Origin of the sequence: Actinoplanes palleronii (assembly GCF_016862315.1) — a bacterium.
GTDB classification, from domain to species: Bacteria; Actinomycetota; Actinomycetes; order Mycobacteriales; family Micromonosporaceae; genus Actinoplanes; species Actinoplanes palleronii.
Map to the genome: position 1 here is coordinate 81,891 of NZ_BOMS01000031.1, position 23,969 is coordinate 105,859.

At 70.4% G+C, this 23,969-nt stretch carries 23 protein-coding genes and 1 pseudogene; 14 read left to right on the top strand and 10 right to left on the bottom strand.

The window, feature by feature from the left end; translation table 11 throughout:
• Positions 1 to 62 precede the first annotated feature (62 nt).
• From ctaD to Apa02nite_RS11770, 3 genes are all read left to right on the top strand, one after another.
• Positions 63 to 1,823 (top strand): aa3-type cytochrome oxidase subunit I, encoded by a 1,761-nt coding sequence (gene ctaD, locus Apa02nite_RS11760; protein WP_067700737.1) that lies wholly within the window; start codon positions 63 to 65, stop codon positions 1,821 to 1,823.
• Between the two features lie 167 nt (positions 1,824 to 1,990).
• Entirely contained in the window at positions 1,991 to 3,379 is a 1,389-nt protein-coding gene (locus tag Apa02nite_RS11765) for an MFS transporter (protein WP_203825078.1), read from the top strand.
• A 1,324-nt stretch (positions 3,380 to 4,703) separates the two neighbouring features.
• The gene (locus Apa02nite_RS11770) at positions 4,704 to 5,540 is read left to right on the top strand and encodes an LLM class flavin-dependent oxidoreductase (protein ID WP_203825079.1); all 837 of its coding nucleotides are present in this window, start codon (positions 4,704 to 4,706) and stop codon (positions 5,538 to 5,540) included.
• A gap of 149 nt (positions 5,541 to 5,689) precedes the next feature.
• On the opposite strand, the gene Apa02nite_RS11775 is transcribed toward Apa02nite_RS11770, so the two are convergent.
• Genes Apa02nite_RS11775 through Apa02nite_RS11785 form a run of 3 tightly spaced genes read right to left on the bottom strand, consistent with a single transcriptional unit; the run spans position 5,690 to position 8,117 of the window.
• Positions 5,690 to 6,235: a GNAT family N-acetyltransferase gene (locus tag Apa02nite_RS11775; RefSeq protein WP_373872907.1), complete on the bottom strand. Its 546-nt coding sequence runs from the start codon at positions 6,233 to 6,235 to the stop codon at positions 5,690 to 5,692.
• A 4-nt stretch (positions 6,236 to 6,239) separates the two neighbouring features.
• A complete protein-coding gene (locus Apa02nite_RS11780; RefSeq protein ID WP_203825080.1) occupies positions 6,240 to 6,821 on the bottom strand; it encodes an isochorismatase family protein in 582 nt (193 codons plus the stop codon).
• Between the two features lie 9 nt (positions 6,822 to 6,830).
• Positions 6,831 to 8,117, bottom strand: a complete 1,287-nt coding sequence (locus tag Apa02nite_RS11785) for a nicotinate phosphoribosyltransferase (RefSeq protein WP_203825081.1) — start codon at positions 8,115 to 8,117, stop codon at positions 6,831 to 6,833.
• A 118-nt stretch (positions 8,118 to 8,235) separates the two neighbouring features.
• Here Apa02nite_RS11785 and clpS point away from each other — a divergent pair, with 118 nt between their 5' ends.
• From clpS to Apa02nite_RS11810, 5 genes and pseudogenes are all read left to right on the top strand, one after another.
• The gene (clpS, locus tag Apa02nite_RS11790) at positions 8,236 to 8,526 is read left to right on the top strand and encodes an ATP-dependent Clp protease adapter ClpS (RefSeq protein ID WP_067700751.1); all 291 of its coding nucleotides are present in this window, start codon (positions 8,236 to 8,238) and stop codon (positions 8,524 to 8,526) included.
• A gap of 20 nt (positions 8,527 to 8,546) precedes the next feature.
• Positions 8,547 to 9,047 carry a DUF2017 domain-containing protein gene (locus tag Apa02nite_RS11795; RefSeq protein WP_067700753.1) on the top strand — a complete coding sequence of 167 codons (501 nt, stop codon included), beginning with the start codon at positions 8,547 to 8,549 and terminating at the stop codon, positions 9,045 to 9,047.
• A 62-nt stretch (positions 9,048 to 9,109) separates the two neighbouring features.
• A pseudogene (locus Apa02nite_RS11800) lies at positions 9,110 to 9,609 on the top strand (M67 family metallopeptidase).
• A 56-nt stretch (positions 9,610 to 9,665) separates the two neighbouring features.
• Positions 9,666 to 9,980, top strand: coding sequence for a MoaD family protein (locus Apa02nite_RS11805; RefSeq protein WP_203825082.1), 315 nt, complete (start codon positions 9,666 to 9,668; stop codon positions 9,978 to 9,980).
• Between the two features lie 5 nt (positions 9,981 to 9,985).
• Positions 9,986 to 10,951: a PLP-dependent cysteine synthase family protein gene (locus Apa02nite_RS11810; RefSeq protein WP_067700756.1), complete on the top strand. Its 966-nt coding sequence runs from the start codon at positions 9,986 to 9,988 to the stop codon at positions 10,949 to 10,951.
• 15 nt (positions 10,952 to 10,966) lie between these two features.
• On the opposite strand, the gene Apa02nite_RS11815 is transcribed toward Apa02nite_RS11810, so the two are convergent.
• On the bottom strand, positions 10,967 to 11,353 hold the full coding sequence (locus tag Apa02nite_RS11815; RefSeq protein WP_203825083.1) for a hypothetical protein: 387 nt from the start codon (positions 11,351 to 11,353) through the stop codon (positions 10,967 to 10,969).
• 273 nt (positions 11,354 to 11,626) lie between these two features.
• Between Apa02nite_RS11815 and Apa02nite_RS11820 the strand changes: the two genes are divergently transcribed.
• From Apa02nite_RS11820 to rdgB, 4 genes are all read left to right on the top strand, one after another.
• A complete protein-coding gene (locus Apa02nite_RS11820) occupies positions 11,627 to 12,373 on the top strand; it encodes an MBL fold metallo-hydrolase (protein WP_067700762.1) in 747 nt (248 codons plus the stop codon).
• Positions 12,374 to 12,437: 64 nt separating this feature from the next.
• Positions 12,438 to 13,652 (top strand): glycosyltransferase, encoded by a 1,215-nt coding sequence (locus Apa02nite_RS11825; RefSeq protein ID WP_203825084.1) that lies wholly within the window; start codon positions 12,438 to 12,440, stop codon positions 13,650 to 13,652.
• Positions 13,653 to 13,662: 10 nt separating this feature from the next.
• Positions 13,663 to 14,391 (top strand): ribonuclease PH, encoded by a 729-nt coding sequence (gene rph, locus Apa02nite_RS11830; protein WP_067700769.1) that lies wholly within the window; start codon positions 13,663 to 13,665, stop codon positions 14,389 to 14,391.
• An 82-nt stretch (positions 14,392 to 14,473) separates the two neighbouring features.
• Positions 14,474 to 15,088: an RdgB/HAM1 family non-canonical purine NTP pyrophosphatase gene (gene rdgB / locus Apa02nite_RS11835; protein WP_067700772.1), complete on the top strand. Its 615-nt coding sequence runs from the start codon at positions 14,474 to 14,476 to the stop codon at positions 15,086 to 15,088.
• An 87-nt stretch (positions 15,089 to 15,175) separates the two neighbouring features.
• Here the strand turns inward: rdgB and Apa02nite_RS11840 are convergent, their stop codons facing one another.
• Positions 15,176 to 15,814, bottom strand: coding sequence for a TetR/AcrR family transcriptional regulator (locus Apa02nite_RS11840; protein WP_239164261.1), 639 nt, complete (start codon positions 15,812 to 15,814; stop codon positions 15,176 to 15,178).
• A 65-nt stretch (positions 15,815 to 15,879) separates the two neighbouring features.
• Between Apa02nite_RS11840 and Apa02nite_RS11845 the strand changes: the two genes are divergently transcribed.
• A complete protein-coding gene (locus tag Apa02nite_RS11845; protein WP_067700781.1) occupies positions 15,880 to 16,173 on the top strand; it encodes a hypothetical protein in 294 nt (97 codons plus the stop codon).
• Positions 16,173 to 17,036: a class I SAM-dependent methyltransferase gene (locus tag Apa02nite_RS11850; protein WP_203825086.1), complete on the top strand. Its 864-nt coding sequence runs from the start codon at positions 16,173 to 16,175 to the stop codon at positions 17,034 to 17,036. Before Apa02nite_RS11845 ends, Apa02nite_RS11850 begins: the two co-directional genes overlap by 1 nt.
• A gap of 104 nt (positions 17,037 to 17,140) precedes the next feature.
• Here the strand turns inward: Apa02nite_RS11850 and hutH are convergent, their stop codons facing one another.
• From hutH to hutU, 5 genes are read right to left on the bottom strand one after another with little or no spacing between them, the layout of a single operon-like run.
• Positions 17,141 to 18,676 (bottom strand): histidine ammonia-lyase, encoded by a 1,536-nt coding sequence (gene hutH, locus Apa02nite_RS11855; RefSeq protein WP_203825087.1) that lies wholly within the window; start codon positions 18,674 to 18,676, stop codon positions 17,141 to 17,143.
• The gene (gene hutI, locus Apa02nite_RS11860; RefSeq protein WP_203825088.1) at positions 18,673 to 19,893 is read right to left on the bottom strand and encodes an imidazolonepropionase; all 1,221 of its coding nucleotides are present in this window, start codon (positions 19,891 to 19,893) and stop codon (positions 18,673 to 18,675) included. The genes hutH and hutI overlap by 4 nt, the downstream gene beginning before the upstream one ends.
• Positions 19,890 to 21,182 carry a formimidoylglutamate deiminase gene (locus Apa02nite_RS11865; protein WP_203825089.1) on the bottom strand — a complete coding sequence of 431 codons (1,293 nt, stop codon included), beginning with the start codon at positions 21,180 to 21,182 and terminating at the stop codon, positions 19,890 to 19,892. Before Apa02nite_RS11865 ends, hutI begins: the two co-directional genes overlap by 4 nt.
• Positions 21,179 to 22,333: an allantoate amidohydrolase gene (locus Apa02nite_RS11870; RefSeq protein WP_203825090.1), complete on the bottom strand. Its 1,155-nt coding sequence runs from the start codon at positions 22,331 to 22,333 to the stop codon at positions 21,179 to 21,181. The genes Apa02nite_RS11865 and Apa02nite_RS11870 overlap by 4 nt, the downstream gene beginning before the upstream one ends.
• Positions 22,326 to 23,966: a urocanate hydratase gene (gene hutU / locus Apa02nite_RS11875; protein ID WP_373872909.1), complete on the bottom strand. Its 1,641-nt coding sequence runs from the start codon at positions 23,964 to 23,966 to the stop codon at positions 22,326 to 22,328. Before hutU ends, Apa02nite_RS11870 begins: the two co-directional genes overlap by 8 nt.
• Positions 23,967 to 23,969: the final 3 nt, after the last annotated feature.

Consider the following 23,969-nt stretch of genomic DNA (forward strand, 5'->3'; position numbering starts at 1 on the left):
CAGCGAGGTACGCCTGATCATTGGTGTGCCGAGTGGGACGAACGAGACAACGGAGGCAATTCGTGACGACCGTTGCGCCGTCGCCGATCGCGACCCGTCCATATCCGGTCAGGCGGCAGGTAAAGGGTTCGGCGTTCGCCCGAATCCTGCGCACGACGGACGCGAAGCAGATCGGGATCATGTACATGATCACCGCCTTCGTGTTCTTCCTACTGGGCGGCCTGATGGCGCTGCTCATGCGCGCCGAGCTGGCCCGGCCGGGTATGCAGTACCTGTCGCCGGAACAGTTCAATCAGCTCTTCACCATGCACGGCACGATCATGTTGCTGTTCTTCGCGACACCGATCGTGTTCGCGTTCGGCAACTACATCGTGCCGATCCAGATCGGCGCGCCGGACGTGTCGTTCCCGCGGCTGAACGCGTTCGCCTACTGGCTCTACGTGTTCGGCGGCCTGATCACCATCGGCGGGTTCCTCACCCCGGGTGGCGCGGCCGACTTCGGCTGGTTCGCGTACACGCCGCTGAGTGACTCGCTGCACTCGCCGGGCGTCGGCGGGAACATGTGGGTGGTCGGCCTGGCGATCTCGGGTCTGGGCACGATCCTCGGCTCGGTGAACCTGATCACCACGATCCTGACCCTGCGCGCACCGGGCATGACCATGTTCCGGATGCCGGTCATGGTCTGGAACATGCTGGTCACGGCGCTGCTGGCGGTGATGGTCTTCCCGTTCCTGGCGGCCGCGCTGTTCGCACTCGCCGCCGACCGCGTCCTCGGTGCGCACGTCTTCGACGTGGCGACCGGCGGGCCGATGCTGTGGCAGCACCTCTTCTGGTTCTTCGGGCACCCCGAGGTGTACATCATCGCCCTGCCGTTCTTCGGCATCATCACCGAAGTCATCCCGGTCTTCAGCCGCAAGCCGCTCTTCGGCTACAAGGGCCTGGTCGCCGCGACGCTGCTGATCGGCGCGCTGTCGATGTCGGTGTGGGCGCACCACATGTTCGTCACCGGTCAGGTGCTGCTGCCGTTCTTCAGCTTCCTGAGCTTCCTGATCGCGGTGCCGACCGGCATGAAGTTCTTCGTCTGGATCGGAACGATGTGGCGCGGCCAGATCAGTTTCGAGCCACCGATGCTCTTCGCGATCGGCTTCATGGTGACGTTCCTCTTCGGTGGTCTGTCCGGCGTGCTGCTGGCCTCACCGCCGATCGACTTCCACGTCTCCGACTCGTACTTCGTGATCGCGCACTTCCACTACGTGCTCTTCGGCACGATCGTGTTCGCGGTGTTCTCCGGCATCTACTTCTGGTTCCCCAAGATGTTCGGCCGGTTCCTCGACGAGCGCCTCGCGAAGGTGCACTTCTGGCTGACCTTCGTCGGCTTCCACACCACGTTCCTGGTGCAGCACTGGCTCGGCACCAAGGGCATGCCCCGCCGGTACGCGGACTACCTGCCGACCGACGGCTTCACCACGCTGAACACGGTCTCCACGATCGGCTCGTTCATCCTGGGCCTGGCCACGCTGCCGTTCCTCTACAACGTGTGGAAGTCCTACCGGGTCGGCCGGGTCGCTCTCGCCGACGACCCGTGGGGCCACGGCAACTCGCTCGAGTGGGCGACCAGCAGCCCGCCGCCGCTGCGCAACTTCGACAGGATGCCGCGGATCCGCTCCGAGCGTCCGGCCTTCGACGTGAAGTTCCCGGAGCTCGCCGCCGGTGACAACCGCGGGCTCGCCGGTCCGCCGGAGGGTGGTGCCCGCCCGCTGACCTCGGAGTCGGACGGCGGCGCTTCCTACCAGGAAGACACCGCGAGCAACAAGGATCACTAGGTTCTCCCGACACGGCCCGCACTCCACTCGGAGTGCGGGCCGCTTCGTTTTCCGGACTGTTACCGGCGTTTTACGGACAACGTCGGGTTATGGACGTGAGCTGCCTTAAAGCCGGTGGTTTCTGTCGTACCCCTGGGGCAGGATCGGCGGCGGAGGTCAGGATCGTCATGTTGCTCAAGCCTTACCGGGAAACGCTCGCACTGCCCAAGATCCCGTCGCTGCTCGTGGTCGCGACGCTGGCGCGGATCCCCATCGCGGCCGCCGCGGTGGTGCTGACGCTGCACGTCGTCACCGATCTCGGCCGCGGTTATGGCGCGGCCGGCCTGGTCGGCGCGGCGGCGACGGTCGGCGGCTCGCTCGGCGCCCCGGTGATGGGCCGGCTGATCGACCGGCGAGGGCTCCGCCCGGTGCTGGTGCTGACCACCGTCGCCGAGGTGATCTATTGGCTGGTGGCGCAGGCGTTGCCGTATTGGGCACTGCTGCCGGTCGCCGTGGTCGGTGGCTTCCTGGCCCTGCCGGCCTTCTCGGTGGCCCGGCAGTCGATCGCCGCGCTCACTCCCGAGTCGCATCGGCTGCCCGCGTTCGCCCTCGACTCGATGACCACCGAGCTGTCGTTCATGGCCGGCCCGGCCCTCGGCGTGCTGATCGCGACGAGCGTCGCCGGCCCGCGCGCCGCCATGCTGACCCTTGCCGTCGGCATCCTGCTGGGCGGCATCGGCCTGTGGCTGCTCAACCCGCCGATGCGGGCCCCGCACGAGGCGCCCGTCTCGGCCGGTGAGCGGGTTGCCCGGCGGGATTGGCTCAAGCCCCGGTTCGTCGCCATCCTGGCTGTCACGATGGCCGCCACCCTGGTGCTGGCCGGCACCGACGTGTCCGTGGTCGCCGTGCTCCGGGAGTCCGGCGAGCTGGGCTGGAGCGGCCTGGTGATGTCGCTGTGGGCACTGTTCTCCCTGATCGGCGGCTTCGCCTACGGCACGGTCCGGCGCGGCGTGCCGCCTCTCGTGCTGTTCGCCCCGATGGCGTTGCTGACCATCCCGGTCGGCATGGGCGGCTCGCAGTGGTGGCTGCTGGCGCTGCTGCTGATCCCGGCCGGCGCGCTCTGCGCCCCGACCATCACGGCCAGTTCCGCCGCGATCAGCAACATGATCCCGGCTGCGGCCCGCGGCGAGGCGATGGGCCTGCACAACTCAGCGCTGACCGTCGGCGTCGCCCTGGGCGGCCCGCTGGCCGGCCTGGCCATCGACTCGTTCGGCCCGAAGTGGGGCTTCGCCGCCGTCGGCATCGTCGGCGCCTTGGTGGCCCTGGCCGTCCTCCCCGCCGAACTCCGCCGCCGCCGCGCCGACCCCACCACCTCTCCCACCCCAGCGGCACCCCGACCCGCCTCGCCCAGCCAGGCAGCGTCTCCAACCACCCCACCCGCCCCGGCTGCAGTCATATCCGCCCCTCCCAGCCCAGCGGCACCCCCAGCCACCCCGCCCGGCCCCGCAGCGCCCTTGACCACCTCACCCGCCCCGGCGGTCGCCGCATCCGCCGCACCGGGCCCAGCGCGCCCCTAGCCCCCTCGCCTGTCCTGGCGGCGCCCTTGACCACCTCACCCGACCCGGTGGTCGGCCGCATCCGTCGTGCCGGGCCCAGCGCGCCCGTAGCCGTGTCGCCTGGCTGGGCAGGGCCCTCAGCCGCCTTGCCGTGCCTGGCTGCGGGCCTGTGACTGTCCGGCGCTGCCTCTGTTGCTGTCGAGGCTGCCTCGGCGGACCCGTCCCGGCCGTTCCCGCGAAGTGGTTGCGGCCGAGCGGTGCCGGGGTGACCTGTTCGGCCTGACCGGATTTGTGTAAGGCGGCCTCGGACCATCCGGCCCGCGGCTGTCTTGCTTGCTGCTCTGCCGGGTGCCCGTTCCCGCGTGATTGTTCTGGCTGCTGAAGCTGTCCGACCCCGCGATCTGGCCCCGTTCCGTTGAATGACGGCGGGTAAAAGGCGAGGAATTCTTCATGTATGAGAAAACCTCTTGGTAAATGCGGCTTTTATTAGCATCTAGCAACCTCTGGAAACCAGCCCAATGGGTGATCGATGAAGTGCATCTCTGCTTGACCGGGCAGGACCCCGCGCCTGCTCGCCCTGTTTGCGCGGCGCGCGCCGCTCATCGCCCTATCCGCCCTATCAGTGCGGCTAGTTCCGCTCACCTCGCTGGTCTTGCTCGGCCCGCTCGGCTTGGTGGTTCCTCTGGCTCCGCTCACCTCGCTGGTCTTGCTCTGCCCGCTCGGCTTGGTGGTTCCTCTGGCTCCGCTCGCCTCGCTGGTCTTGCTCCCTTCTCTCGATTTTGGTGACCTCCGAAGGGCGGTATGTGCTCGCGATCCCTGATCGCGTGCCTCCACCGCCCCCGGGTGGGCGGTGGACGTCCGCATTCAGGGATTGCGTGCTCCTGCCGCCCCTCTCAGCGTTGATCGCGTGTTCCTGCCGTCCCATCGGTGCTGGTCGCGTCCTTTCGCCGCCCGCTCAGCGTTGGTCGCGTGTTCCTGCCGTCCCATCGGTGCTGGTCGCGTGCCCTTGCCGCCTTCCCAGCGCTGGTCGCGTGCTGCTGCCGTCCCATCGGTGCTGATCTCGTGCTGCTGCCGCTCTGGGCCGGGTTGGACGCGTGTCGCTGCTGTGGTTGCTCTTTGCTTGATGCGACCCCCGGCACCAGCCGAGCCGGCATGGCCGTGGGCAGTGGTGGACCGGGCAGGGAAATCGGTTGGGGGGAGGGGCTCGGGCTGGGTAGGTTCAGTGCGGAACTCCGAATCTTCGGGCCCTGGGAACGTGTCGCAGATGGGTCCGAGACCTCGCCGATGAGCGGGGAGGAGGTGGCGACGTCAGTTCTCGCTGCCTGCTGTTCGAGGAGAAAGTTCCATGGAAATCGGTATCGGCCTGCCCATCAGTGACCCTGCCCGCCTGCTGGAATGGGGCCGCCTCGCGGAGGAGCACCGGTTCGCCACCGTGGCCCTGCTGGATCGCCTGGCCTACGACAATCCGGAGCCGCTGACCGCGCTCGCCGTGCTGGCCGGTGCCACCACCCGGATCCGGCTGCAGACCGAAGTGCTGCTCGGACCGCTGCGTTCGACGCCACTGCTGGCCAAGCAGGTCGCCACCCTGGACCGGATGTCGGCGGGACGGTTCGTGCTCGGCATCGGGGTCGGTGGCCGGGCGGACGATCACGAGATGGCCGGGGTGCCGATCACGCGCCGCGGCCGGATCCTCGACGCTCAGCTGGGGGAGTTGCGGAGCATCTGGCGTGGTGAGGAGTACCGGGGCGCCCGGGTCGGGCCGCTGCCGGTCACGCCGGGTGGGCCGCCGATCCTGATCGGCGGGTTCGCGCCGGAGGCGTTGCGGCGGGTCGCCCGGTTCGCCGACGGGTTCATCTGTGCGGCGCCGTTGAGCTGGGCGGCGGGCTTGGTTCGTACCGTGCGGGAGCAGTGGGCGGAAGCGGACCGGGACGGCCGCCCGCGCCTGGTGTGCCAGATCAACGTCGCGGTCGGTGACGCCGGGACGGTCGAGCGGGGACGCCGCGCGGTGGCCGATTATTACGCCTTCACCGGGCGGCCCGGCTGGGGTGAGCCGCTCAGCGATCCGGCGCTGATCGCCGAGACGGTGGCCGCTTATCGCGAGTTCGGCGCCGACGAACTGGTCCTGTACTGCTACGGCGACAACCCAGCCCAGATCGAGACCCTGGCCGAAATCGCCCACTGACCGCCGCCGAGACGGTCCCGGCGGCCCACGTGGCCTGCCGGGCCCGCCTCCGCGGTCCGGAGATCAGGTGGTCCGGAGGTCAGCAAGCAGCGGGCGACGCTGCCTGATGCGGGGCCGCCGTTCGATTCTGATCGGCCGAATCCGACAGGTCAGAACTCCAGGTACATCACGTGCAGGCCGACTCGGCCGAGCGTCGGGTGCTCGAAGGCGCGCGGCACCGTGCCGATCACTGAGAAGCCCAGGCGGCGGTAGACCTGCACGGCGCCGGCGTTCGACTCGGCGACCGCGTTGAACTGGATGCCGGCGTAGCCCTGCTCCCGTGCCCAGTCGATCGCGAAACGGCACAGCGCGGTGCCGACACCCTGGCCGCGATGACCGGCCGCGACCATGAAGCTCGCAGTGGCGACGTGTGCGCCGGGCCCGGCCTTGTTCGGGCCCATCTTCGCGGTGCCGGCGATGCGTCCGGCTTGTGGATTTTCCGGTACGGCAGCAGCCCCCTCAGCCACCACCGTCAGCCCCGGCGGCCGCTCCAGCCACGTCCCGCGCGCCTCCGACTCGGTCATCGCCGGGTCGTACGTGAACGTGTCCCCGTCCCGCACCACCTGCCGCACGATCGGCCACACCTGCGCCCAGTCGGCCTCCACCACCGGCCGGATCACCGACTCCGCCCGGCTGGACAGCTCAGATCGCGTCACCGGATCACGCCGGGTCGACGATCGGCGCGCCGGTGACACCGACCGACGCGGCCCGGAACTGCTCCAGGGCGGCATCGGTGGTCGCCCTGGCCACCCCGGCGGTCAGCTCGAGCACCACGGTCGTCGCGAAGCCCTCGGCGGCCGCATCCAGCGCGGTCGCGCGTACGCAATGGTCTGTCGCGATGCCGACCACCTCGACCTCGGTGACGGCCCGGTCCCGCAGCCATCCGGCGAGGGTCTCCCCGGCCTCGGTGTGACCCTCGAACCCGGAATACGCCGCCTTGTGCTCGCCCTTGTGGAAGACCGCCTCGATCCGGTCGGTGACCAGCTCGGGGTGGAAGTCGGCGCCGGACGAACCGACCACGCAGTGCTCCGGCCAGGTGTCGACGTAGTCGGGGTGCGTGCTGAAGTGCGCGCCCGGATCCACGTGGTAGTCCTTGGTGGCGACCACGTGGTCCCACCGCTGGCCGGCCCGGTCGAGCACCAGCGAGATGCCCTTGGCGACCGCGGCGCCGCCGCCGACCGCCAACGAACCACCCTCGCAGAAGTCGTTCTGCACATCCACGATGATCAGCGCGCGTGACATCGAGAGCCCCTAAGCCGTGGGAATGATGATGACCGGAAGAGCCGGGTCGCCCGCGGAGAGCTTGAGGCCCTCCCACGGGATGGAGATCAGGCACTGCCGGAGGTGTTCGCGGGACTCCTGCAGGCTGGGGCGGTGCTGCGGCTCGCCGGAGGCGATGTACGTCCGCTGCAGCAGCCGGTCGTTGGCTTTGTGGTCGGGCACACCCTGGGAGACGATGATCTCCTCGATGGCGGTGCCGGTGGGTTTGTGCCGGCGCACCGCGGTCTTGCGGCCGCCGACCGTCGCCTTGTTCTCCGAGCGCTTGACGACCGGGCGGCCGGCCACCTCGACCAGCTTGTAGACCAGGCCGGCGGTGGGCGCTCCGGAGCCGGTGACCACCGCGGTGCCGGCGCCGTACATGTCGACCGGCTCGGCGGCGAGCGTGGCGATCGAGTACTCGTCCATGTCGCCGGAGACGATGATCTTGGTTTCGGTCGCGCCGAGCGAGTCGAGCAGCTCGCGGGAGTGCTGGGCCAGCACCGACAGGTCACCCGAGTCGATCCGGACGGCCCGCAGGTCGGGCCCGGCGACCGCGATCGCGTTCCGGATGCCCTGGGTGATGTCGTACGTGTCGACGAGCAGCGTGGTGTTCTTGCCGAGCGCCGCCACCTGCGAGGCGAACGCGGTCGGCTCGTCGTCGTGCAGCAGCGTGAACGCGTGCGCCGAGGTGCCGGTGGTCGGGATGCCGTAGGCCCGCCCGGCCGCGAGGTTGGAGGTGGACGCGAAACCGGCCAGGTACGACGCCCGGGCGGCGGCGACCGCGGCCTGCTCGTGGGTGCGCCGGGAGCCCATCTCGATGATCGGGCGGCCACGGGCGGCGGTGACCATCCGCGCGGCGGCGGCCGCGATCGCACAGTCGTGGTTGAGCACCGAGAGGATCAGCGTCTCCAGCACCACGCACTCGGCGAACTTGCCGGAGACGGTGAGGATCGGCGAGCCGGGGAAGAACAGCTCGCCCTCGGCATACCCCTCGACCTCGCCGGTGAAGTGGTAATCCGTCAGCCAGGCGGCGGTCGACTCGTCGACCACGCCGGACGAGCGCAGGTAGTCGATCTCGCCCGCGTCGAAGCGGAACTCGGCGATCATGTCGATCAGGCGGTCGGTGCCCGCGACCACGCCGTACCGCCGGCCGGTGGGCAGGCGGCGGGCGAAGACCTCGAAGACGCATTGCCGATCCGCGGTGCCGTCCTTCAAGGCGGCACTGATCATGGTCAGCTCGTAGTGGTCGGTCAGCAGGGCCGGCGCGATGGTCTCCACGGCCCCACCCTATTGCGCCGAAGGTGACAGTGCGGTGACAGCCCCGGGAAGGGACCTTCGACCTGCGGTTCGGCGCTCCGATTCACGGGTACGGCCGAACCGGTGGCACCATGGGTGCATGGCGTCTCCTCAGGTTGCTCCCGTCGAAACGCCGGAGATCGAGGAAGTCCCGGCGGAGGACCGACCTTGGGTGACCATCGTCTGGGACGATCCGGTCAACCTCATGTCGTACGTGACCTGGGTCTTCCAGAAGCTCTTCGGGTACAACAAGGAAAAGGCCGAGAGGCTGATGATGGACGTGCACACCAAGGGCAAGGCGGTGGTTTCCACCGGCGCCCGGGAGCGCATGGAGATGGACGCCAACCAACTGCACGGATACGGTCTTTGGGCAACTGTGGACCGAGCCTGACAAAGCGGGTGGGGAAGAGCATGTTCCGACGCAGCGGCGGTCAGTGTGTGGCCACGTTCGCGCACGATGAAGTGCGTGTCTTGCGGAAAGTGGCCGCCGAGGTGGTGGGTCTGCTGACCGACGGGATGGATCACACCGATCCGGTGGTCTCCCGATTGTTTCCGGACATCTATCCGGACAAGCCGGAGGACTCGAGTGAGTTCCGGCTGTACACCGAGGGCGATCTGATGACCGCCAAGATCGACCAGGCCGGCGCCATCCTGGCCGCGCTCCCGGACGAGGGCGAGGGCGAGGTGCGCCTGGACGGCGAGGCCGCCGAGGCCTGGCTGCGGGCGATCAACGACGCCCGGCTGGCGATGGGCACCCGCCTCGACATCCAGGCCGACACCGATCTGGCCGAGGAGCTCGACGACGCGGTGCTGGAGGATCCCGGTTCCAGCCGGGTGTTCCAGCTGTCCGTTTATGCCTACCTGGGATACCTCCAGGAGTCCCTGCTCAACGCGCTCCCGGAGATCAAGTAACCGCAAGGAGTGTGTGCCTCGCCACGCTCGGAGCGACGAAATACTTCGGTAATGTGAACGGTGTGCTGACCATCGACAGTTCGATCGTGCGTGCGATCGTCGCCCACGCCCGCCGGGACCACCCCGACGAGGCCTGCGGCGTGGTCGCCGGCCCGCTCGGCACGGACGTGCCGGCCCGGCACATCCCGATGGACAACGCGGCGCGGTCGATGACGTTCTACGAGTTCGATTCGATGGAGCACCTGCGGGTGTGGCGCGAGATGGATGACAACGACGAGGAGCCGGTGGTCATCTACCACTCGCACACCGCGACCGAGGCGTACCCGTCCCGGACCGATGTCTCCTTCGCCGGCGAGCCGAACGCGCACTATCTGCTCGTCTCGACCCGTGAGCCGGATTCCGACGAGATCCGTTCGTTCCGTATCGTGGACGGTGTGGTGACCGAAGAAGAGGTCAACATCGTGGATGCAACGGTGAAGTCGTGAAGGTGAGTGTCGTGCAGTCGTACATGTTCGGGCAGAGCCCGGCGTCGGTGTTCTACGAGTGTTGCCGGGTCCGCTAGACCCCGACCTCAGCACCCGCCTGCCCACATCTCGACTCTCTAGGAGCATGACGACCATGGCTATCGAAGTCCGCGTTCCCACCATCCTGCGCAACTACACCGGCGGCGCGAAGATCGTCGAGGGCGCCGGCGACACCCTCTCCGGCCTGATCGACGACCTGGACGCCAAGCACAACGGCATCAAGGGCCGCCTGATCACCGCCGAGGGCGGGCTGCACCGGTTCGTCAACATCTACGTCAACGACGAGGACGTCCGGTTCCTCGGCGCGCTCGAGGCGAAGCTGAACGACGGCGACTCGATCACCATCCTCCCGGCGGTTGCCGGCGGCGCCCTGGGCTTCGCGGCCGCCGCCGCCCTGCTCGGGCGCTAGCCCCGATGGCTCGCTACGAGAGCCTGCTGGACGCGTGCGGGGGCACGCCGCTGGTCGGCCTGCCCCGTCTCTCCCCGGTGGTGCCCGAAGGGGCGCCGCCGGTGCGGCTCTGGGCCAAGCTCGAGGACCGCAACCCGACCGGCAGCATCAAGGACCGCGCCGCGCTCTTCATGGTGCGCGAGGCCGAGGAGTCCGGGCATCTCCGCCCGGGCGACACCATCCTCGAGCCGACCAGCGGCAACACCGGCATCGCCCTGGCGATGGTGGCGAAGCTGCGTGGGTACCGCCTGGTCTGCGTGATGCCGGAGAACGTCTCGGTCGAGCGGACCCAGGTCCTCCGGATGTATGGCGCGGAGATCATCTTCTCGCCGGCCGCCGGCGGCTCGAACCAGGCGGTGGCCACGGCCAAGCAGATCGCCGCCGAGCATCCGGACTGGAAGATGCTTTTTCAGTACGGCAACCCGGCGAACGTCCGCGCGCACTACGAGACCACCGGCCCCGAGCTGCTGCACGACCTGCCCACGGTCACGCACTTCGTGGCCGGCCTGGGCACCACCGGCACCCTGATGGGCACCGGGCGGTTCCTCAAGGAGAAGGTCGAGGGCATCCAGATCGTCGCCGCCGAGCCGCGGTACGGCGAGGTGGTCTACGGCCTGCGCAACATCGACGAGGGTTACGTCCCCGAGCTGTACGACGCGAGCGTCCTGGACCGCCGGTTCTCGGTCGGCACCCGGGACGCCGTGCTGCGGACCCGCCAGCTGGTCGAGGTCGAGGGGATCTTCGCCGGCTTCTCCAGCGGCGCGATCCTGCACGCCGCGCTGGCGGTCGCCCACGAGGCGGTCAAGGCCGGTCGCCGGGCCGACGTGGCGTTCGTGATCGCCGACGGCGGGTGGAAGTACCTCTCCACCGGCGCGTACGGCGGCACGTTGAACGACGCGGAAGAGGCCCTCGAGGGCCAGCTCTGGGCCTGATCCGCCTCGGCCGGGTCAGTAACGGACGGCCAGCAGCAGGGCGCCGAACATCGGCGGCGCCGCGCTGAGCAGCATGATCCACGGCAGGGTGCGCTGGTGGACGGCGAGGAACGCGCCGGAAGCCAGCCCCACGCTGAACATGGTCAGCATCGCGAGCGCCGGCAGGTACCAGCCCGGCGCTCCGTTGAAGACCGCCACCAATGCGTACAGGCCGACACCGACTCCGGTGAGACCGAGCATTGCGCAGTACCCCGCCATCGCGAGCACTCGTGTCGAATCGGGTGCCGGATCGTCTTCCGCCGGGAACCGGAACACCGCGGGCTCCAGCTCCCACGACGGTTCGAAGGGCATGATTTCGGGTAACGCACGCCGGGAGATACTGGCGGGCTCGACCACGGTCACGTCGCCTCCATCGGATCGCTTTCAGGTACTCACTCAGAGCAACGCGGAGGGCTTACCGGACGTGACGGTGGAAATGGTGACGACCGAGGTCACAGCGGCTGTGACGTGCGTTGTCGATTTAGCGACAAATCGATCAGTTGTTAACGTCAGGCAGTGGTCAGCGCGTACGCTTCGCACCGTGATTGACTGGTCTGACAAGTCCAGCGCAGACCGGTCGGGCGGGGCGTGGACGACCCAATCGTGGCCGACCCAGTGTGAGTCAGAGGGACCCGCATGCGACTAACCGTTCTCGGTTGTGCCGGGAGTTTCCCCGGCCCCGAGTCGGCTTGTTCGGCCTATCTCGTGGAAGCCGAAGGATTCCGGCTGCTGATCGACTTCGGGTCGGGAGCGCTCTCCGCCATGCAGCGGTATTCCGACATGCGCGCCGTCGATGCGATCCTGCTCACCCACCTGCACTGCGACCACATGCTGGACGCGTGCACCTACGTCGTGGTCCGGCGCTACGACCCGGCCGGCCCGCTGCCGCCGCTGCCGATGTACGCGCCGATGGGCGCCGCCGAGCGGATCGCCGCCGCGTACAGCGCCGAGGGTGAGCCGGTCGACGACGTCTACACGTTCTACGGCCTGCAGCCGGGCACGTTCCCGATCGGGCCGTTCCAGGTCACCGTCGACCGGGTGAACCATCCGGTGGAGACGTACGGCGTCCGCATCGAGCACGGCGGTCACGTGCTGGCCTACTCCGCGGACACCGCGCCCTGTGAGGCGCTGCTGCGTCTGGCGGCCGGCGCCGACCTGTTCCTCTGTGAAGCCAGTTACATGGACGGCGTGGTCAATCCGCCCGATCTGCACCTGACCGGCGGCGAAGCGGGCGAGGCCGCCACCAAGGCTGACGTGGCGAAGTTGCTATTGACCCACCTTGTCCCGGCCTGGGCCAGTGAGGCCTCTATTGTGGAAGCGGCCGGGGCCGCGTACGCGGGACCGGTCGAAGTCGTCCGCCCGGGTGCCAGATACGATCTCTGAGCCGGTACGGGGGCGAGATCGGCTTGCACCGCTGCACCTCGTGTCGTGACTTTGGAGTTGTTGCATGCGCATCGTTCGCCTGGCCAACTTCGTCACGGTCCATACCGGCGGGCTGCGGACCACCCTGCGCGAGCTCGGCAAGGGCTACAAGAAGGCGGGCCACGAGCCCGTCCTGATCATTCCCGGCCGTACGTTCAAGGACCAGCAGGTCCGCCAGGGCCGGGTGATCACGCTGCCCAGCGCGCAGATCCCACGGACCGGCGGCTATCGCGTGATGGCCGGGCGACGTGACCTGATCAAGCTGCTGGACAGCCTGAAGCCGGACCGGATCGAAGTCTCCGACCGCACCACGCTGCGCTGGACCGGCACCTGGGCCCGGCAGCGCGGGGTCCGGTCGATGATGGTCTCCCACGAGAGCCTGGCCGGCCTGCTCGGCGTCTGGGGCATGCCGAAACGCGACGCCCTTGCCGACCGGTTCAACCGCCGGACCGCGGAGGCCTTCGACACGATCGTCTGCACCACCGCGTACGCCGCGGCCGAGTTCCGCCGCCTGGGCGTGCCGAACCTGGTCGAGGTGCCCCTCGGCGTCGACCTGAACACGTTCCACCCCAGCCGGCAGGACCCCGCGGTGCGCGCCCGTTACGCCCGCCCCGAGGAACTGCTCATCGTCTACGCCAGCCGGCTCTCCGCGGCGAAGCGTCCCGAGCTGGCGGTGGACACGGTAGCGGCACTGCGCAACGGCAAGTCGCCGGCGGTTCTGGTGGTGGCCGGTGAGGGCCGGCGACGAGCTGCGCTGGCGTACCGGGCGGCGCGGCTACCCGTACGATTCGCTGGTCACATCGCCGACCGCAAAGCTGTCGCCGCGCTGCTCGCCTCGGCCGACGTCGTCCTCGCGCCCGGTCCGGTGGAGACCTTCGGTCTCTCCGCGCTGGAGGCGCTGGCCTGCGGCACCCCCGTGGTGGTCGACCAGCAGAGCGCGCTGCCCGAGGTGATCGGCGACGCCGGGATAGCGGTGCCGGGCAACCCCGACGCGTTCGCCGACGCGGTCTCCCGGCTGATGGACCGGCCCGCGGACGAGCGACGGGCCGCCGCCCGCGCCCGCGCCGAGCAGTTCAGCTGGTCGCGCTCGGTCGAGGGCTTCCTGGACGCGCACGACCTGCATCCGGCCGTGGCGCCCGCACCGGCTCCGGCGCCCACACTGATCCGCCCGGCGGTCCCGCGGCCGCGTCTGGTGCGCGATGCTGGGGCGGACGAAGCGGGCACGCCCCGTTACGCATAGGGTTGGGGACATGGCGCGACCCGACGGCCGAGCGGCCGACCAGCTGCGACCGGTGACCCTGACCCGGCATTGGAGCATCCACCCCGAAGGTTCGGTGCTGGTGGAGTTCGGCAACACCCGTGTGCTGTGCACCGCCAGCGTCACCGAGGGGGTGCCCCGCTGGCGCAAAGGCTCCGGCCTGGGCTGGCTCACCGCGGAGTACGCGATGCTGCCGCGCGCCACGAACACCCGTGGTGACCGGGAGAGCGTCAAGGGCAAGGTCGGCGGACGTACCCAGGAGATCTCCCGCCTGATCGGCCGCAGCCTGCGGGCCTGCATCGACCTCAAGGCGCTCGGCGAGAACTCGATCGTCCTGGACTGCGACGTGCTGCAGGCCGACGGCGGCACCCGGACCGCCGCGATCACCGGGGCCTACGTCGCCCTGCACGACGCGGTGACCTGGCTGGCCGGGCGCAAGGCGCTGGCCGGCAAGATCGACAAGGTGTTGCACACCTCCATCCAGGCGATCAGCGTCGGGATCATCGACGGCGAGGCCCGATTGGATCTTCCGTACGAGGAGGACGTCGCGGCCGAGGTCGACATGAACGTGGTGTGCACCGGAGCCGGAGACTTCGTCGAGGTCCAGGGCACCGGTGAGAACGGCGTGTTCCGCCGCGCCCAGCTGGACGAGATGCTCGACCTGGGCGTCCGCGGCTGTGCCGAGCTGGCTGTCGCGCAGCAGAAGGCGCTAGCGGCATGATCGACTGCACCGAGCGGCACCACGCCGCACCGGCCCACGGCCTCGCAGGCGAGGGCCAGGAGAGCATGCCCGGGTGTACAGCGTGAGCGCCCGGCTCCTCCTTGCCACCGGTAACAAGAAGAAGCTCGTCGAGCTGCAGCGCATCCTCGACAACGCGCTCGGCCTGAGCCAGATCGAGCTGATCGGCCTGGGTGACTTCCCGGACTACCCGGACGTGCCGGAGACCGGCCTCACCTTCGGCGAGAACGCGCTGATCAAGGCCAGGGAAGGCGCCAAGCGGACCGGTCTGCCGACCGTCGCCGACGACTCCGGCCTGGCGGTGAACGCGCTCAACGGCATGCCCGGCGTGTTCAGCGCCCGCTGGTCCGGCGGCCACGGCGACGACGCGGCCAACCTGGACCTGGTGCTGGCCCAGATCGGCGACGTCGGCGACGAGCACCGCGGCGGAGCGTTCGTCTGCGCGGCCGCGCTGGTGCTGCCGAACGGCCGGGAACACCTGGTCGAGGGCCGCCAGACCGGCCGGCTGCTGCGTGCCCGGCGCGGCGAAGGCGGCTTCGGCTACGACCCGATTTTCATCGGCGACGGCCAGGACCGCACCAACGCGGAGCTGAGCCCGGCCGAGAAGGACGCGATCAGCCACCGCGGCAAGGCATTCCGCGAGCTGGCCAAGGTCATCTCCAAGGAACTGCCCCGCTAGATCTTTTCCTGACCCGCCCACGAGCCGTTCCGCAAGGCTCGTGGGCGGGTTTGACTTTGCCCCGGTCCTGACGTCGCAGCGGGGCTGTCAATCGGAGGGTGTGGTCAGGGAGGCGGTGACGGTGGTGACGAACCACTGTTCGAACTGGGGGGCTGACCAGCCTCGCTGGGTGATGAGCCAGTCGTAGTTGCGGATGTCCTGTGCCAGCCACAGCACGTCGGCGGCCTGATCCTGGCTGATGCGGATCTCGCCGGTCTCGGTCAGGTCCGCGGCGAACATCAGCATGCCCTGGCGGCGTTCCTCGAGATTCTTGCGCCAGATCGCCGCGGCGTCGGCGTCGGCGGTGGCGGCGCCGGCCAGCGCCACCATCACGCGAGCCTGCCGGGCGTGCACCTCGGCGAGGTGCCGGGCGTAGCGGGCGAGCTTCGGGCGCAGGCCGGTCAGCGCGCGAATGTCGCCGACGAACGACCGGTCCGGCATCGCCACCTGCTCGTCGTCGCCGACCAGGGTGACGTCGACCAGGTCGGAGAGCAGCTGGCGTTTGCTGCCGAAGACCGCGTACACCGTCTGGACCGCGACGTCGGCCTCGGCGGCGACGGCGGTGAGCGGGGTCGCGGCATAACCGGGGTCGACGAACAGCTTGGCAGCGGCGTCGAGGATCGCTCGCCGGGTCTGCCGCGCCTGTTCCTGACGCCTCGGCGACACATATCGGCGGTTGACAGCCACCGGTGCAGCGTAGTGCAATATTGGATAGAGCTTCACTCTATTCACTAAAGCCATAGGTGGTCGATATGCCGTTCGGCGTCGTTCAGGACATGCCCGGAGTCACCGAGCAGGAGTATCGGCAGGTCGAGAAGCACCTCGGCCCGGACCGTCCGCCGGGCCTGCTGGCCCACGTCGCCGGTCCCTCGGAGCAGGGCTGGCGGATCATCAACGTCTGGGCGGACGAGGCGGCGTTCCGGCGGTTCCAGTCGGAGCGTCTGGTCCGTGCCGCGGGCCTTGCCGCTCAGGAGGGTGGCTTCGACCCGACCAAGGCCGCCACGTTCCGGTCGGCCAGCGTCGACGGTGCCGAAATGCCGTTCTGATGGTGGACGCGTCCGCGCTGCGTGCCCGCAACGCGGTCTTCTGGGAGCAGGCGGCGCCCGGCTGGATCACCCATGCCGACTGGCAGGACGAGATCGGCCGGCCGCTGGGTGCCGCGGCACTGGACTGGCTGCGGGTGCGGCCCGGGGAACGGGTGCTGGACGTCGGCTGTGGGTGTGGCGGCACCACCGCCGAGCTCGCCGGGGCGGTCGCGCCGTCGGGCAGCGCGGTGGGCCTCGACATCGCCGCGGCGATGGTGGCGGCGGCGCGGGCCCGGTTCACCGGGCCGGGCCTGCGGTTCCTGGCCGGCGACGTGGAGACCCTGGATCGAGTGCCCGGTGCGCCGTTCGACGCCGTGCACTCCCGGATGGCGTTGATGCTCTTCGCGGATCCGGTTGCCGGGCTGGCCACGATCCGGCGGTCGTTGCGCGCGGGCGGACGGCTGGCCGCGACGGTGTTCCGCGACGGCGGGGTGAATCCGTGGCTGCCGGCGGCCATGCTCGGCGCGGCGCCGTCGCTGGGCGCGATGCCACCGTTGCCGATCGGGGACGAGCCGGGGCCGTTCGCCTTCGCCGACCCGGCAAAGGTGACCGGCTTGCTCACCGCAGCGGGCTTCACCGACGTCGCGGTCGTCGCGCAGGACGTCACGCTCGAGGCGCCGGACGATCCCGCAGCGGTCGCCGCCTGGCTGATCGAGATCGGTCCCGCAGGTGCGGCCTACCGGGCTGCAGATCCGCCGGCCCAGGCAGCTGCCCGGGCCGGCACGGCACGGCTGCTCGAACGGTTCCGCACGGCCGGTGCCGGCTACCGACTACCGGCCGGCTGCTGGCTGATCACGGCGACGAGCCCCGGTCCCGCCGGGTAGGGCGGGGAGCAAGCTGCCTACCCTGACCGGCCCGAGGCCCCGGCCCGAGGCCCGGACCTAAGGCTGGGCGCCGGGCCCGGAAAAAGGGAGAGAGGGAAAGCGGATCAGAGCGGCGCGCCGATGGCTGCCTCGATGGTGGCGCGGAGCGCCGGACCGGCCAGGACCGTGCGGGTCTGCTCCAGGACCGGGGCCAGGAAGATGTCCGGCCCGGGCTTGCCCGCGAACGGCTCCACCGCCTCCACCGCGGCCCGCCCGGCCGGTGACGGAGTGATCGGCGCGCGCAGCTGGAGGCCCCGGACCGCGGAGAGCAACTCCACGGCCAGCAGGCTCGTCAGGTTGTCCAGGACAGTGCGGAGCTTCTTGGTGGCCGCCCAGCCCATCGAGACGTGGTCCTCCTGCATGCCGCTGGTCGGCAGCGAGTCGACCGACGCGGGGGACGCCAAGCGGCGGTTCTCGGCGACGATCCCGGCCGCGGTGTACTGGGCGATCATCAGGCCCGAGTTCACGCCGGCGTCCGGGGAGAGGAACGGGGGCAGGTCACGGCTGCGGGTCACGTCCAGCAGCCGGTCCACCCGGCGTTCGGAGATCGCGCCGACCTCGGCGGCCGCGATGGCCAGGAAGTCGGCGGCGAAACCAAGGGGCGCGCCGTGGAAGTTGCCGGTCGACTCGACGCGGCCGTCCGGCAGCACCACCGGGTTGTCGACGACGGAGATCAGCTCGCGGCCGGCTGTCACCCGTACAAAATCGAGGGTGTCCCGTGCCGCACCGGCGACCTGGGGCGCGCAGCGGATCGAATAGGCATCCTGCACCGCGTGTGCCAGGTCATCCCGGTGCGAATCCATGATCGCGGAGCCCTGCAGCAGCCGGTGGATGTTGGCGGCCGAGGCGGCCTGCCCCGGGTGCGGCCGGATCGCGTGCAGTTCGGGCAGGAACGGCCGTTCCGAGCCGAGCATCGCCTCGGTGGCCAGCGCCGCGGTCACGTCCGCCATGGCGAACAGGTGCGCCGCGTCAGCGATCGACAGCAGCAGCATCCCGAGCATGCCGTCGGTGCCGTTGATCAGCGCGAGGCCCTCCTTGGCGGCCAGCTCCAGCGGGCGCAGCCCGGCGGTGTGCAGCGCCTCGGCGGCGGAGGCCCGGCCGCCGTCCTTGCCGACCACCCAGCCCTCGCCGAGCAGCACGATCGCGCAGTGCGCGAGCGGGGCCAGGTCACCGGAGGCGCCCAGCGAGCCGTGCTCCGGCACCCACGGGGTGATGCCGTGGTTGAGCAGGTCGACCAGGCCCTGTGCGAGCACCGGCCGGACACCGGAGCGGCCCATCGCCAGCGACCGCACCCGCAGCAGCATCATCGCCCGGACCACCTCGCGGGGCATCGGCGCCCCGATCCCGGCGGCGTGCGAGCGGATCAGCGCGTGCTGCAGCTCGGCGCGGCGTTCCGGAGCGATCGAGGTGTTGGCGAGCGCGCCGAAGCCGGTGGACACGCCGTAGACCGGGCGGCCGGAGGCCTCGATGCCGTCCACGATGGCGCGGCTGGTCGCCATCGCCTCGATGGCGGCGGGGGAGAGTTCGACCTTGGCGTCGTGGCGTGCCACGGCGAGCACGTCGGCGGGTTCGATCCCAGTGGGCTGAACGATAACGGTCATAAGGGCACTCCGTCGTGCATGCGGTTGATAGCGGTGGGGAAAGCGACCCGGCCGCCGCTGATCACGGTGCGGATCAGCGGCACGCCCGGCCGGTAGGCCAGGTGCAGGTGTGACGGCGCGTCCAGGATCAACAGATCCGCCCGGGCGCCGACCTGGATCACGCCGATGTCGTCGCGGCGCAGCGACTGGGCCCCGCCCGCGGTCGCGGCCCGGACCGCCTCGGCCGGCGTCATCCGCATCTCCCGGACGGCCAGCGCGATGCAGAACGCCATCGACGAGGTGTATGACGATCCGGGGTTGCAGTCGGTGGCGAGCGCGAGCGACACCCCGGCGTCGAGCAGCCGCCGGGCGTCCGGATAGGGCGACCGGGTGGAGAATTCCGCGCCGGGCAGCAGCGTGGCCACGGTCCGGCTCCAGCCTTCATGGCACATGCAGGCGACGGTCACCGAGGCCAGCGCGTCGACGTCCGCGTCGCTGAGGTGCGTGCAGTGGTCCACGCTTGCCGCGTCCATCTCGACGGCCAGCTGGACGCCCGGGCCCGGCCCGAGCTGGTTGCCGTGCAGCCGCAGGCCTAGGCCCATCGCCTTGCCGCACTCCAGGATGTTCCGCGCCTGATCTTCGTCGAAGGCGCCGCGCTCGACGAAGACATCAACCCATTTTGCGTACGGGGCGGCAGCCGCCAGCATCGGCCCGCAGATCAGCCCGACGTACTCGTCCGCGCGGCCCTGGTACTCGGCCGGCACGACGTGTGCACCGAGGAACGTGGTCTCGCTGGTGAACTCCGACGCGATCCGCAGTGAGCGGGCCTCGTCCGTGACGTTCAGGCCGTACCCGGATTTGATCTCGATGGTGGTGGTGCCCTGCCGTAGCGCCTCGCGCACCAGGCGACCCGCATTGTCGCGGAGTTCCTGGTCGCTCGCGGAGCGAGTGGCGCCGACCGTGGTCCGGATCCCGCCCCCGGTGTACGGCTCGCCGGCCATCCGCGCGGCGAACTCCGGCGCGCGGTCCCCGGCGAACATCAGGTGCGCGTGGCTGTCCACGAAGCCGGGCAGCACCGCGGCGCCGCCCGCGTCGATCCGCTCGTCGGCGTCCGGCGCCTCGGTGGCCGCGCCGACCCAGGCGATCCGTTCGCCGTCCAGCACCACCGCGGCGTCGCGGGTCAGGTGACGGGTGCCGTTGGTGAACAGCTCGCCGATGTTGGTGATCAACAAGCTCATGCCAGCACCGCCGCGATCGTCGAGGTCAGATCCCGGGGTACGTCCATGGTCAGGTGCCGCCCCCCGGCCACGATCACCCGGCCGTCCACGATCACGTCGGTCACGTCGGCCGCCGTCGCCGCGAAGATCATCCCGGCCGGGTCGACCCCGGCCGTCCGCGCGCTGGACAGTGACACCGCGACCAGGTCGGCGCGCTGCCCCACCGCGATCTCCCCAGCGTCGGCCCAGCCCAGCGACGCGTGCCCGGTACGGGTGGCCGCGGCCAGCAGCTCACCCGCGCCGAAGTGCCCGCGCTGCCGGGTGGACAGCCGCTCGTCCAGCTCCACGGCGCGGGCCTCCTCGAACAGGTCGATCACCGCGTGGCTGTCGCTGCCCAGGGTGAGGAACGCGCCCGCGTCGGCCAGCGCCCGGGCCGGCCCGATCCCGTCGGCCAGGTCCCGCTCGGTGGTCGGGCAGAGGCAGACGTACCGCCCCGCCAGCAGGGCGCGATCGTTGTCGGACAGGTGGGTGGCGTGCACCGCGGTGGTCATCGGCTGCCAGACGCCCATCCGGTCGAGCAGCTCGGTGGGGGAGCAGCCGTGCACGGCCTGGCACTGCTCGTTCTCGGCCGGCTGCTCGGAGAGGTGCACGTGCACCGGCAGCCCGTCGGTGCGCTGCGCGAACGTCGCCATCCCGTCCACTGGCACCGCGCGTACCGAGTGCAGCGCCGCCCCGATCCGCGTTCCGGCGCCGCCGCGCAGGGCGCTGAACCGCTCGTACCAGCCGTCGTAGTCACCGTCGCCGAACCGGCGCTGCACACCCTCCAGGGGCTTCCCGTCGACGCTCGAGGTCAGGTAGACCGTGTCGAGCAGGGTGATCCGGATGCCGGCCTCGGCGGCCGCCGCGGTCAGGGCGTGACCCATCGCGTTCGGGTCGGCGTACGGGGTGCCGTCCGGTCCGTGGTGCAGGTAGTGGAACTCGCCGACGCAGGTGATCCCGGCCAGGGCCATCTCGCCGTAGACCGCCTTGGCCAGGGTGAAGTAGCTGTCCGGGTCGAGCCGGCCGGCGACCTGGTACATCAGCTCACGCCAGGTCCAGAAGCTGCCACGGTCGCCGTGGGTGCGGCCGCGCAGGGCCCGGTGGAAGGCGTGCGAGTGCGCGTTGGCGAGCCCGGGCAGAACGAGGCCGGGGAGTCTGATGCCCGTAGTACCCGGTTTTACCGCGGAAAATCGGCCATCAGTGACTTCTATCTGGACATCTTGCGCAACGGTCCCGCCGACCCAAGCGTATTCGGCCAGGTAGGTGGTCACGTCAACGACTCCAGCACTTGCGCCAACGCCTCGACCCCGGCCGCACAGTCCTCGTCCGAGGCGCTCTCGGCCGGCGCGTGCGACACCCCGGTCGGGTTGCGGACGAAGAGCATCGCGGTCGGCAGGTGCGCGGAGAGCACCCCGGCGTCGTGCCCGGCACCGGTCGGCAGGATCGGCGCGTCACCGAGCAGCACGGACAGCCGCCGGGCCAGCTCGGTGTCGAAGGCCACCTCGGCGGTGACCGACTCGGCGACGACCGAGAGCTCGGTGCCGTCCACGCCGGCCCGCTCGTTGGCCCGCTTGAGCACCGATTCGAGCAGCCGGTCGAGCGTCGCGGTGTCCGCGGCCCGGGCGTCCAGCCAGCCGCGGACCAGCGACGGGATCGCGTTCGTGGCGTTCGGTTCGGCCTCGACCCGGCCCATGGTGGCGTGCGCCCCGGTCAGCCGGGCCTCCTGGTTCGCGGAGAGCACGGTGTGCGCGAAGGTCAGCATCGGGTCGTGCCGGTCGGTCATCCGGGTGGTGCCGGCGTGGTCGCCGGTGCCGGTGAACTCCATCCGCCACCGGCCGTGCGGCCAGATCGCGCTACCGACCCCGACCGGGACCTCGAGCGCGCGGCCCTGCTCGATGTGCAGCTCCACAAACGCAGCGAGGTTCTCGATCGGCGCTGACTTGCCGGTCGGCAGGGACCCGAGCGCCTCGCCGAACGTGACCCCGTCCCGGTCGGTCAGCGCGGCCGCCTTCTCCGGCGTGATCATGCCGGTGAGCAGGCGAGAACCCAGGCAGGGTACGCCGAACCGGCCGCCCTCCTCCTCCACGAACGCCCCGATGGCGATCTTGGCGCCCTTTTTCACTTGGTCGACCGCCAGAAAAGCGCTGACGATGCCCAGCGGCCCGTCGTAACCCCCGCCGTGCGGGACCGAGTCGAAGTGCGAGCCGGTCAGCACCGTCCCCGGCGCCCACGGCTCGTCGCACCAGGCGAACAGGTTCCCGTTGCCGTCCTCGGTCACGGTCATCCCGCGCCGCTGCGCCTGGCCGCGGAACCAGTCGCGCAGGGTCAGCTCGGGCGGCGTCAGGGCGTACCGCAGGTAGCCGCCGCTCGACGCCCGGCCGATCTCGGCGATCTCGGCCCAGAGGGCGGCGAAGTCACTCATCGCGCATCGGGATCTGCACGCCGGGCGCGGCTTCCGACTCGTACCCGGCGTCCACGTGCCGCAGCACACCCATCGCCGGGTCGTTGGTCAGCACCCGCTCGATCTTCTGACCCGCCAGGGCCGTCCCGTCGGCGACGCACACCTGGCCGGCGTGGATGCTGCGGCCGATGCCCACCCCGCCACCGTGGTGGATCGAGACCCAGCTCGCCCCGGACGCCGTGTTGACCAGCGCGTTCAGCAGCGGCCAGTCGGCGATCGCGTCCGACCCGTCCAGCATCGACTCGGTCTCCCGGTACGGCGAGGCCACCGACCCGGAGTCCAGGTGGTCCCGGCCGATCACCAGCGGTGCGGACACCTCGCCGCGCGCGACCATGTCGTTGAACTTGACGCCGGCCTTGTCCCGCTCGCCGTACCCCAGCCAGCAGATCCGGGCCGGCAGCCCCTGGAAGGCGACCCGCTCGCCGGCCAGCTTGATCCAGCGGGCCAGGGGCTCGTTCTCCGGGAACAGGTCGAGCACGGCCCGGTCGGTGGCGGCGATGTCGGCCGGGTCGCCGGAGAGCGCGGCCCAGCGGAACGGCCCCTTGCCCTCGGCGAACAGCGGCCGGATGTAGGCCGGCACGAAACCCGGGAAGTCGAACGCCCGCGCGTACCCGGCGAGCTGGGCCTCACCGCGGATCGAGTTGCCGTAGTCGAAGACCTCGGCGCCGGCGTCCAGGAAGCCGACCATCGCCTCGACCTGGGTGGCCATGCTGGTCCGGGCCCGCTCGGTGAACTCCTCGGGCTTGGTCCGCGCGTATTCCAGCGCGTCCGCGGCCTCCACCCCGATCGGCACGTAGCTGAGCGGGTCGTGCGCGCTGGTCTGGTCGGTCACGATGTCGATCTCGGCGCCGCGGCGGAGCAGCTCGGGGAAGACCTCGGCGGCGTTGCCGACCACGCCGATGGAGAGGGCCGCCCGCGCCGTCTTGGCCTGCCCGGCCCGCACCAGGGCGTCGTCCAGGGAGTCCGCGATCACGTCGAGGTACCGGTTGTCGACCCGGCGCTGCAGGCGGGTGCGGTCCACGTCGACGACCAGGCAGACCCCGCCGTTCATGGTCACCGCGAGCGGCTGCGCGCCGCCCATGCCGCCGCAGCCGCCGGTCAGCGTGACGGTGCCGGCCAGGTCGCCGCCGAACCGCTTGGCGGCCACCGCGGCGAACGTCTCGTAGGTGCCCTGCAGGATGCCCTGGGTGCCGATGTAGATCCACGAGCCGGCGGTCATCTGTCCGTACATGGTCAGCCCGAGCTGCTCCAGCCGGCGGAACTCCGGCCAGGTCGCCCAGTCGCCGACCAGGTTCGAGTTGGCGATCAGCACGCGCGGCGCCCACTCGTGCGTGCGCAGCACCCCGACCGGCTTGCCCGATTGCACCAGCAGCGTCTCGTCGTCGGAGAGCAAGTCGAGCTCACGGACGATGGCGTGGAAGGAGGGCCAGTTCCGGGCCGCGCGGCCGGTCCCGCCGTACACCACAAGATCTTCTGGCCTTTCGGCCACCTCCGGGTCGAGGTTGTTCATCAACATGCGCTTGGCAGCTTCTTGCGGCCAGCCCATTGCGGTGTACGCGGAACCGCGCGGGGCACGGATCTCCATCGTCGTCATCTC

Excerpts from the sequence above, each read along its gene's own strand:
- Apa02nite_RS11765 (WP_203825078.1), top strand. The coding sequence starts at position 1,991 with ATGTTGCTCAAGCCTTACCGGGAAACGCTCGCACTGCCCAAGATCCCG.
- Apa02nite_RS11770 (WP_203825079.1), top strand. The coding sequence starts at position 4,704 with ATGGAAATCGGTATCGGCCTGCCCATCAGTGACCCTGCCCGCCTGCTG.
- Apa02nite_RS11780 (WP_203825080.1), bottom strand. The coding sequence starts at position 6,821 with ATGTCACGCGCGCTGATCATCGTGGATGTGCAGAACGACTTCTGCGAG.
- clpS (WP_067700751.1), top strand. The coding sequence starts at position 8,236 with ATGGCGTCTCCTCAGGTTGCTCCCGTCGAAACGCCGGAGATCGAGGAA.
- Apa02nite_RS11795 (WP_067700753.1), top strand. The coding sequence starts at position 8,547 with ATGTTCCGACGCAGCGGCGGTCAGTGTGTGGCCACGTTCGCGCACGAT.
- Apa02nite_RS11805 (WP_203825082.1), top strand. The coding sequence starts at position 9,666 with ATGGCTATCGAAGTCCGCGTTCCCACCATCCTGCGCAACTACACCGGC.
- Apa02nite_RS11810 (WP_067700756.1), top strand. The coding sequence starts at position 9,986 with ATGGCTCGCTACGAGAGCCTGCTGGACGCGTGCGGGGGCACGCCGCTG.
- Apa02nite_RS11820 (WP_067700762.1), top strand. The coding sequence starts at position 11,627 with ATGCGACTAACCGTTCTCGGTTGTGCCGGGAGTTTCCCCGGCCCCGAG.
- Apa02nite_RS11825 (WP_203825084.1), top strand. The coding sequence starts at position 12,438 with ATGCGCATCGTTCGCCTGGCCAACTTCGTCACGGTCCATACCGGCGGG.
- rph (WP_067700769.1), top strand. The coding sequence starts at position 13,663 with ATGGCGCGACCCGACGGCCGAGCGGCCGACCAGCTGCGACCGGTGACC.
- Apa02nite_RS11845 (WP_067700781.1), top strand. The coding sequence starts at position 15,880 with ATGCCGTTCGGCGTCGTTCAGGACATGCCCGGAGTCACCGAGCAGGAG.
- Apa02nite_RS11850 (WP_203825086.1), top strand. The coding sequence starts at position 16,173 with ATGGTGGACGCGTCCGCGCTGCGTGCCCGCAACGCGGTCTTCTGGGAG.
- hutH (WP_203825087.1), bottom strand. The coding sequence starts at position 18,676 with ATGACCGTTATCGTTCAGCCCACTGGGATCGAACCCGCCGACGTGCTC.
- hutI (WP_203825088.1), bottom strand. The coding sequence starts at position 19,893 with ATGAGCTTGTTGATCACCAACATCGGCGAGCTGTTCACCAACGGCACC.
- Apa02nite_RS11870 (WP_203825090.1), bottom strand. The coding sequence starts at position 22,333 with ATGAGTGACTTCGCCGCCCTCTGGGCCGAGATCGCCGAGATCGGCCGG.
- hutU (WP_373872909.1), bottom strand. The coding sequence starts at position 23,966 with ATGACGACGATGGAGATCCGTGCCCCGCGCGGTTCCGCGTACACCGCA.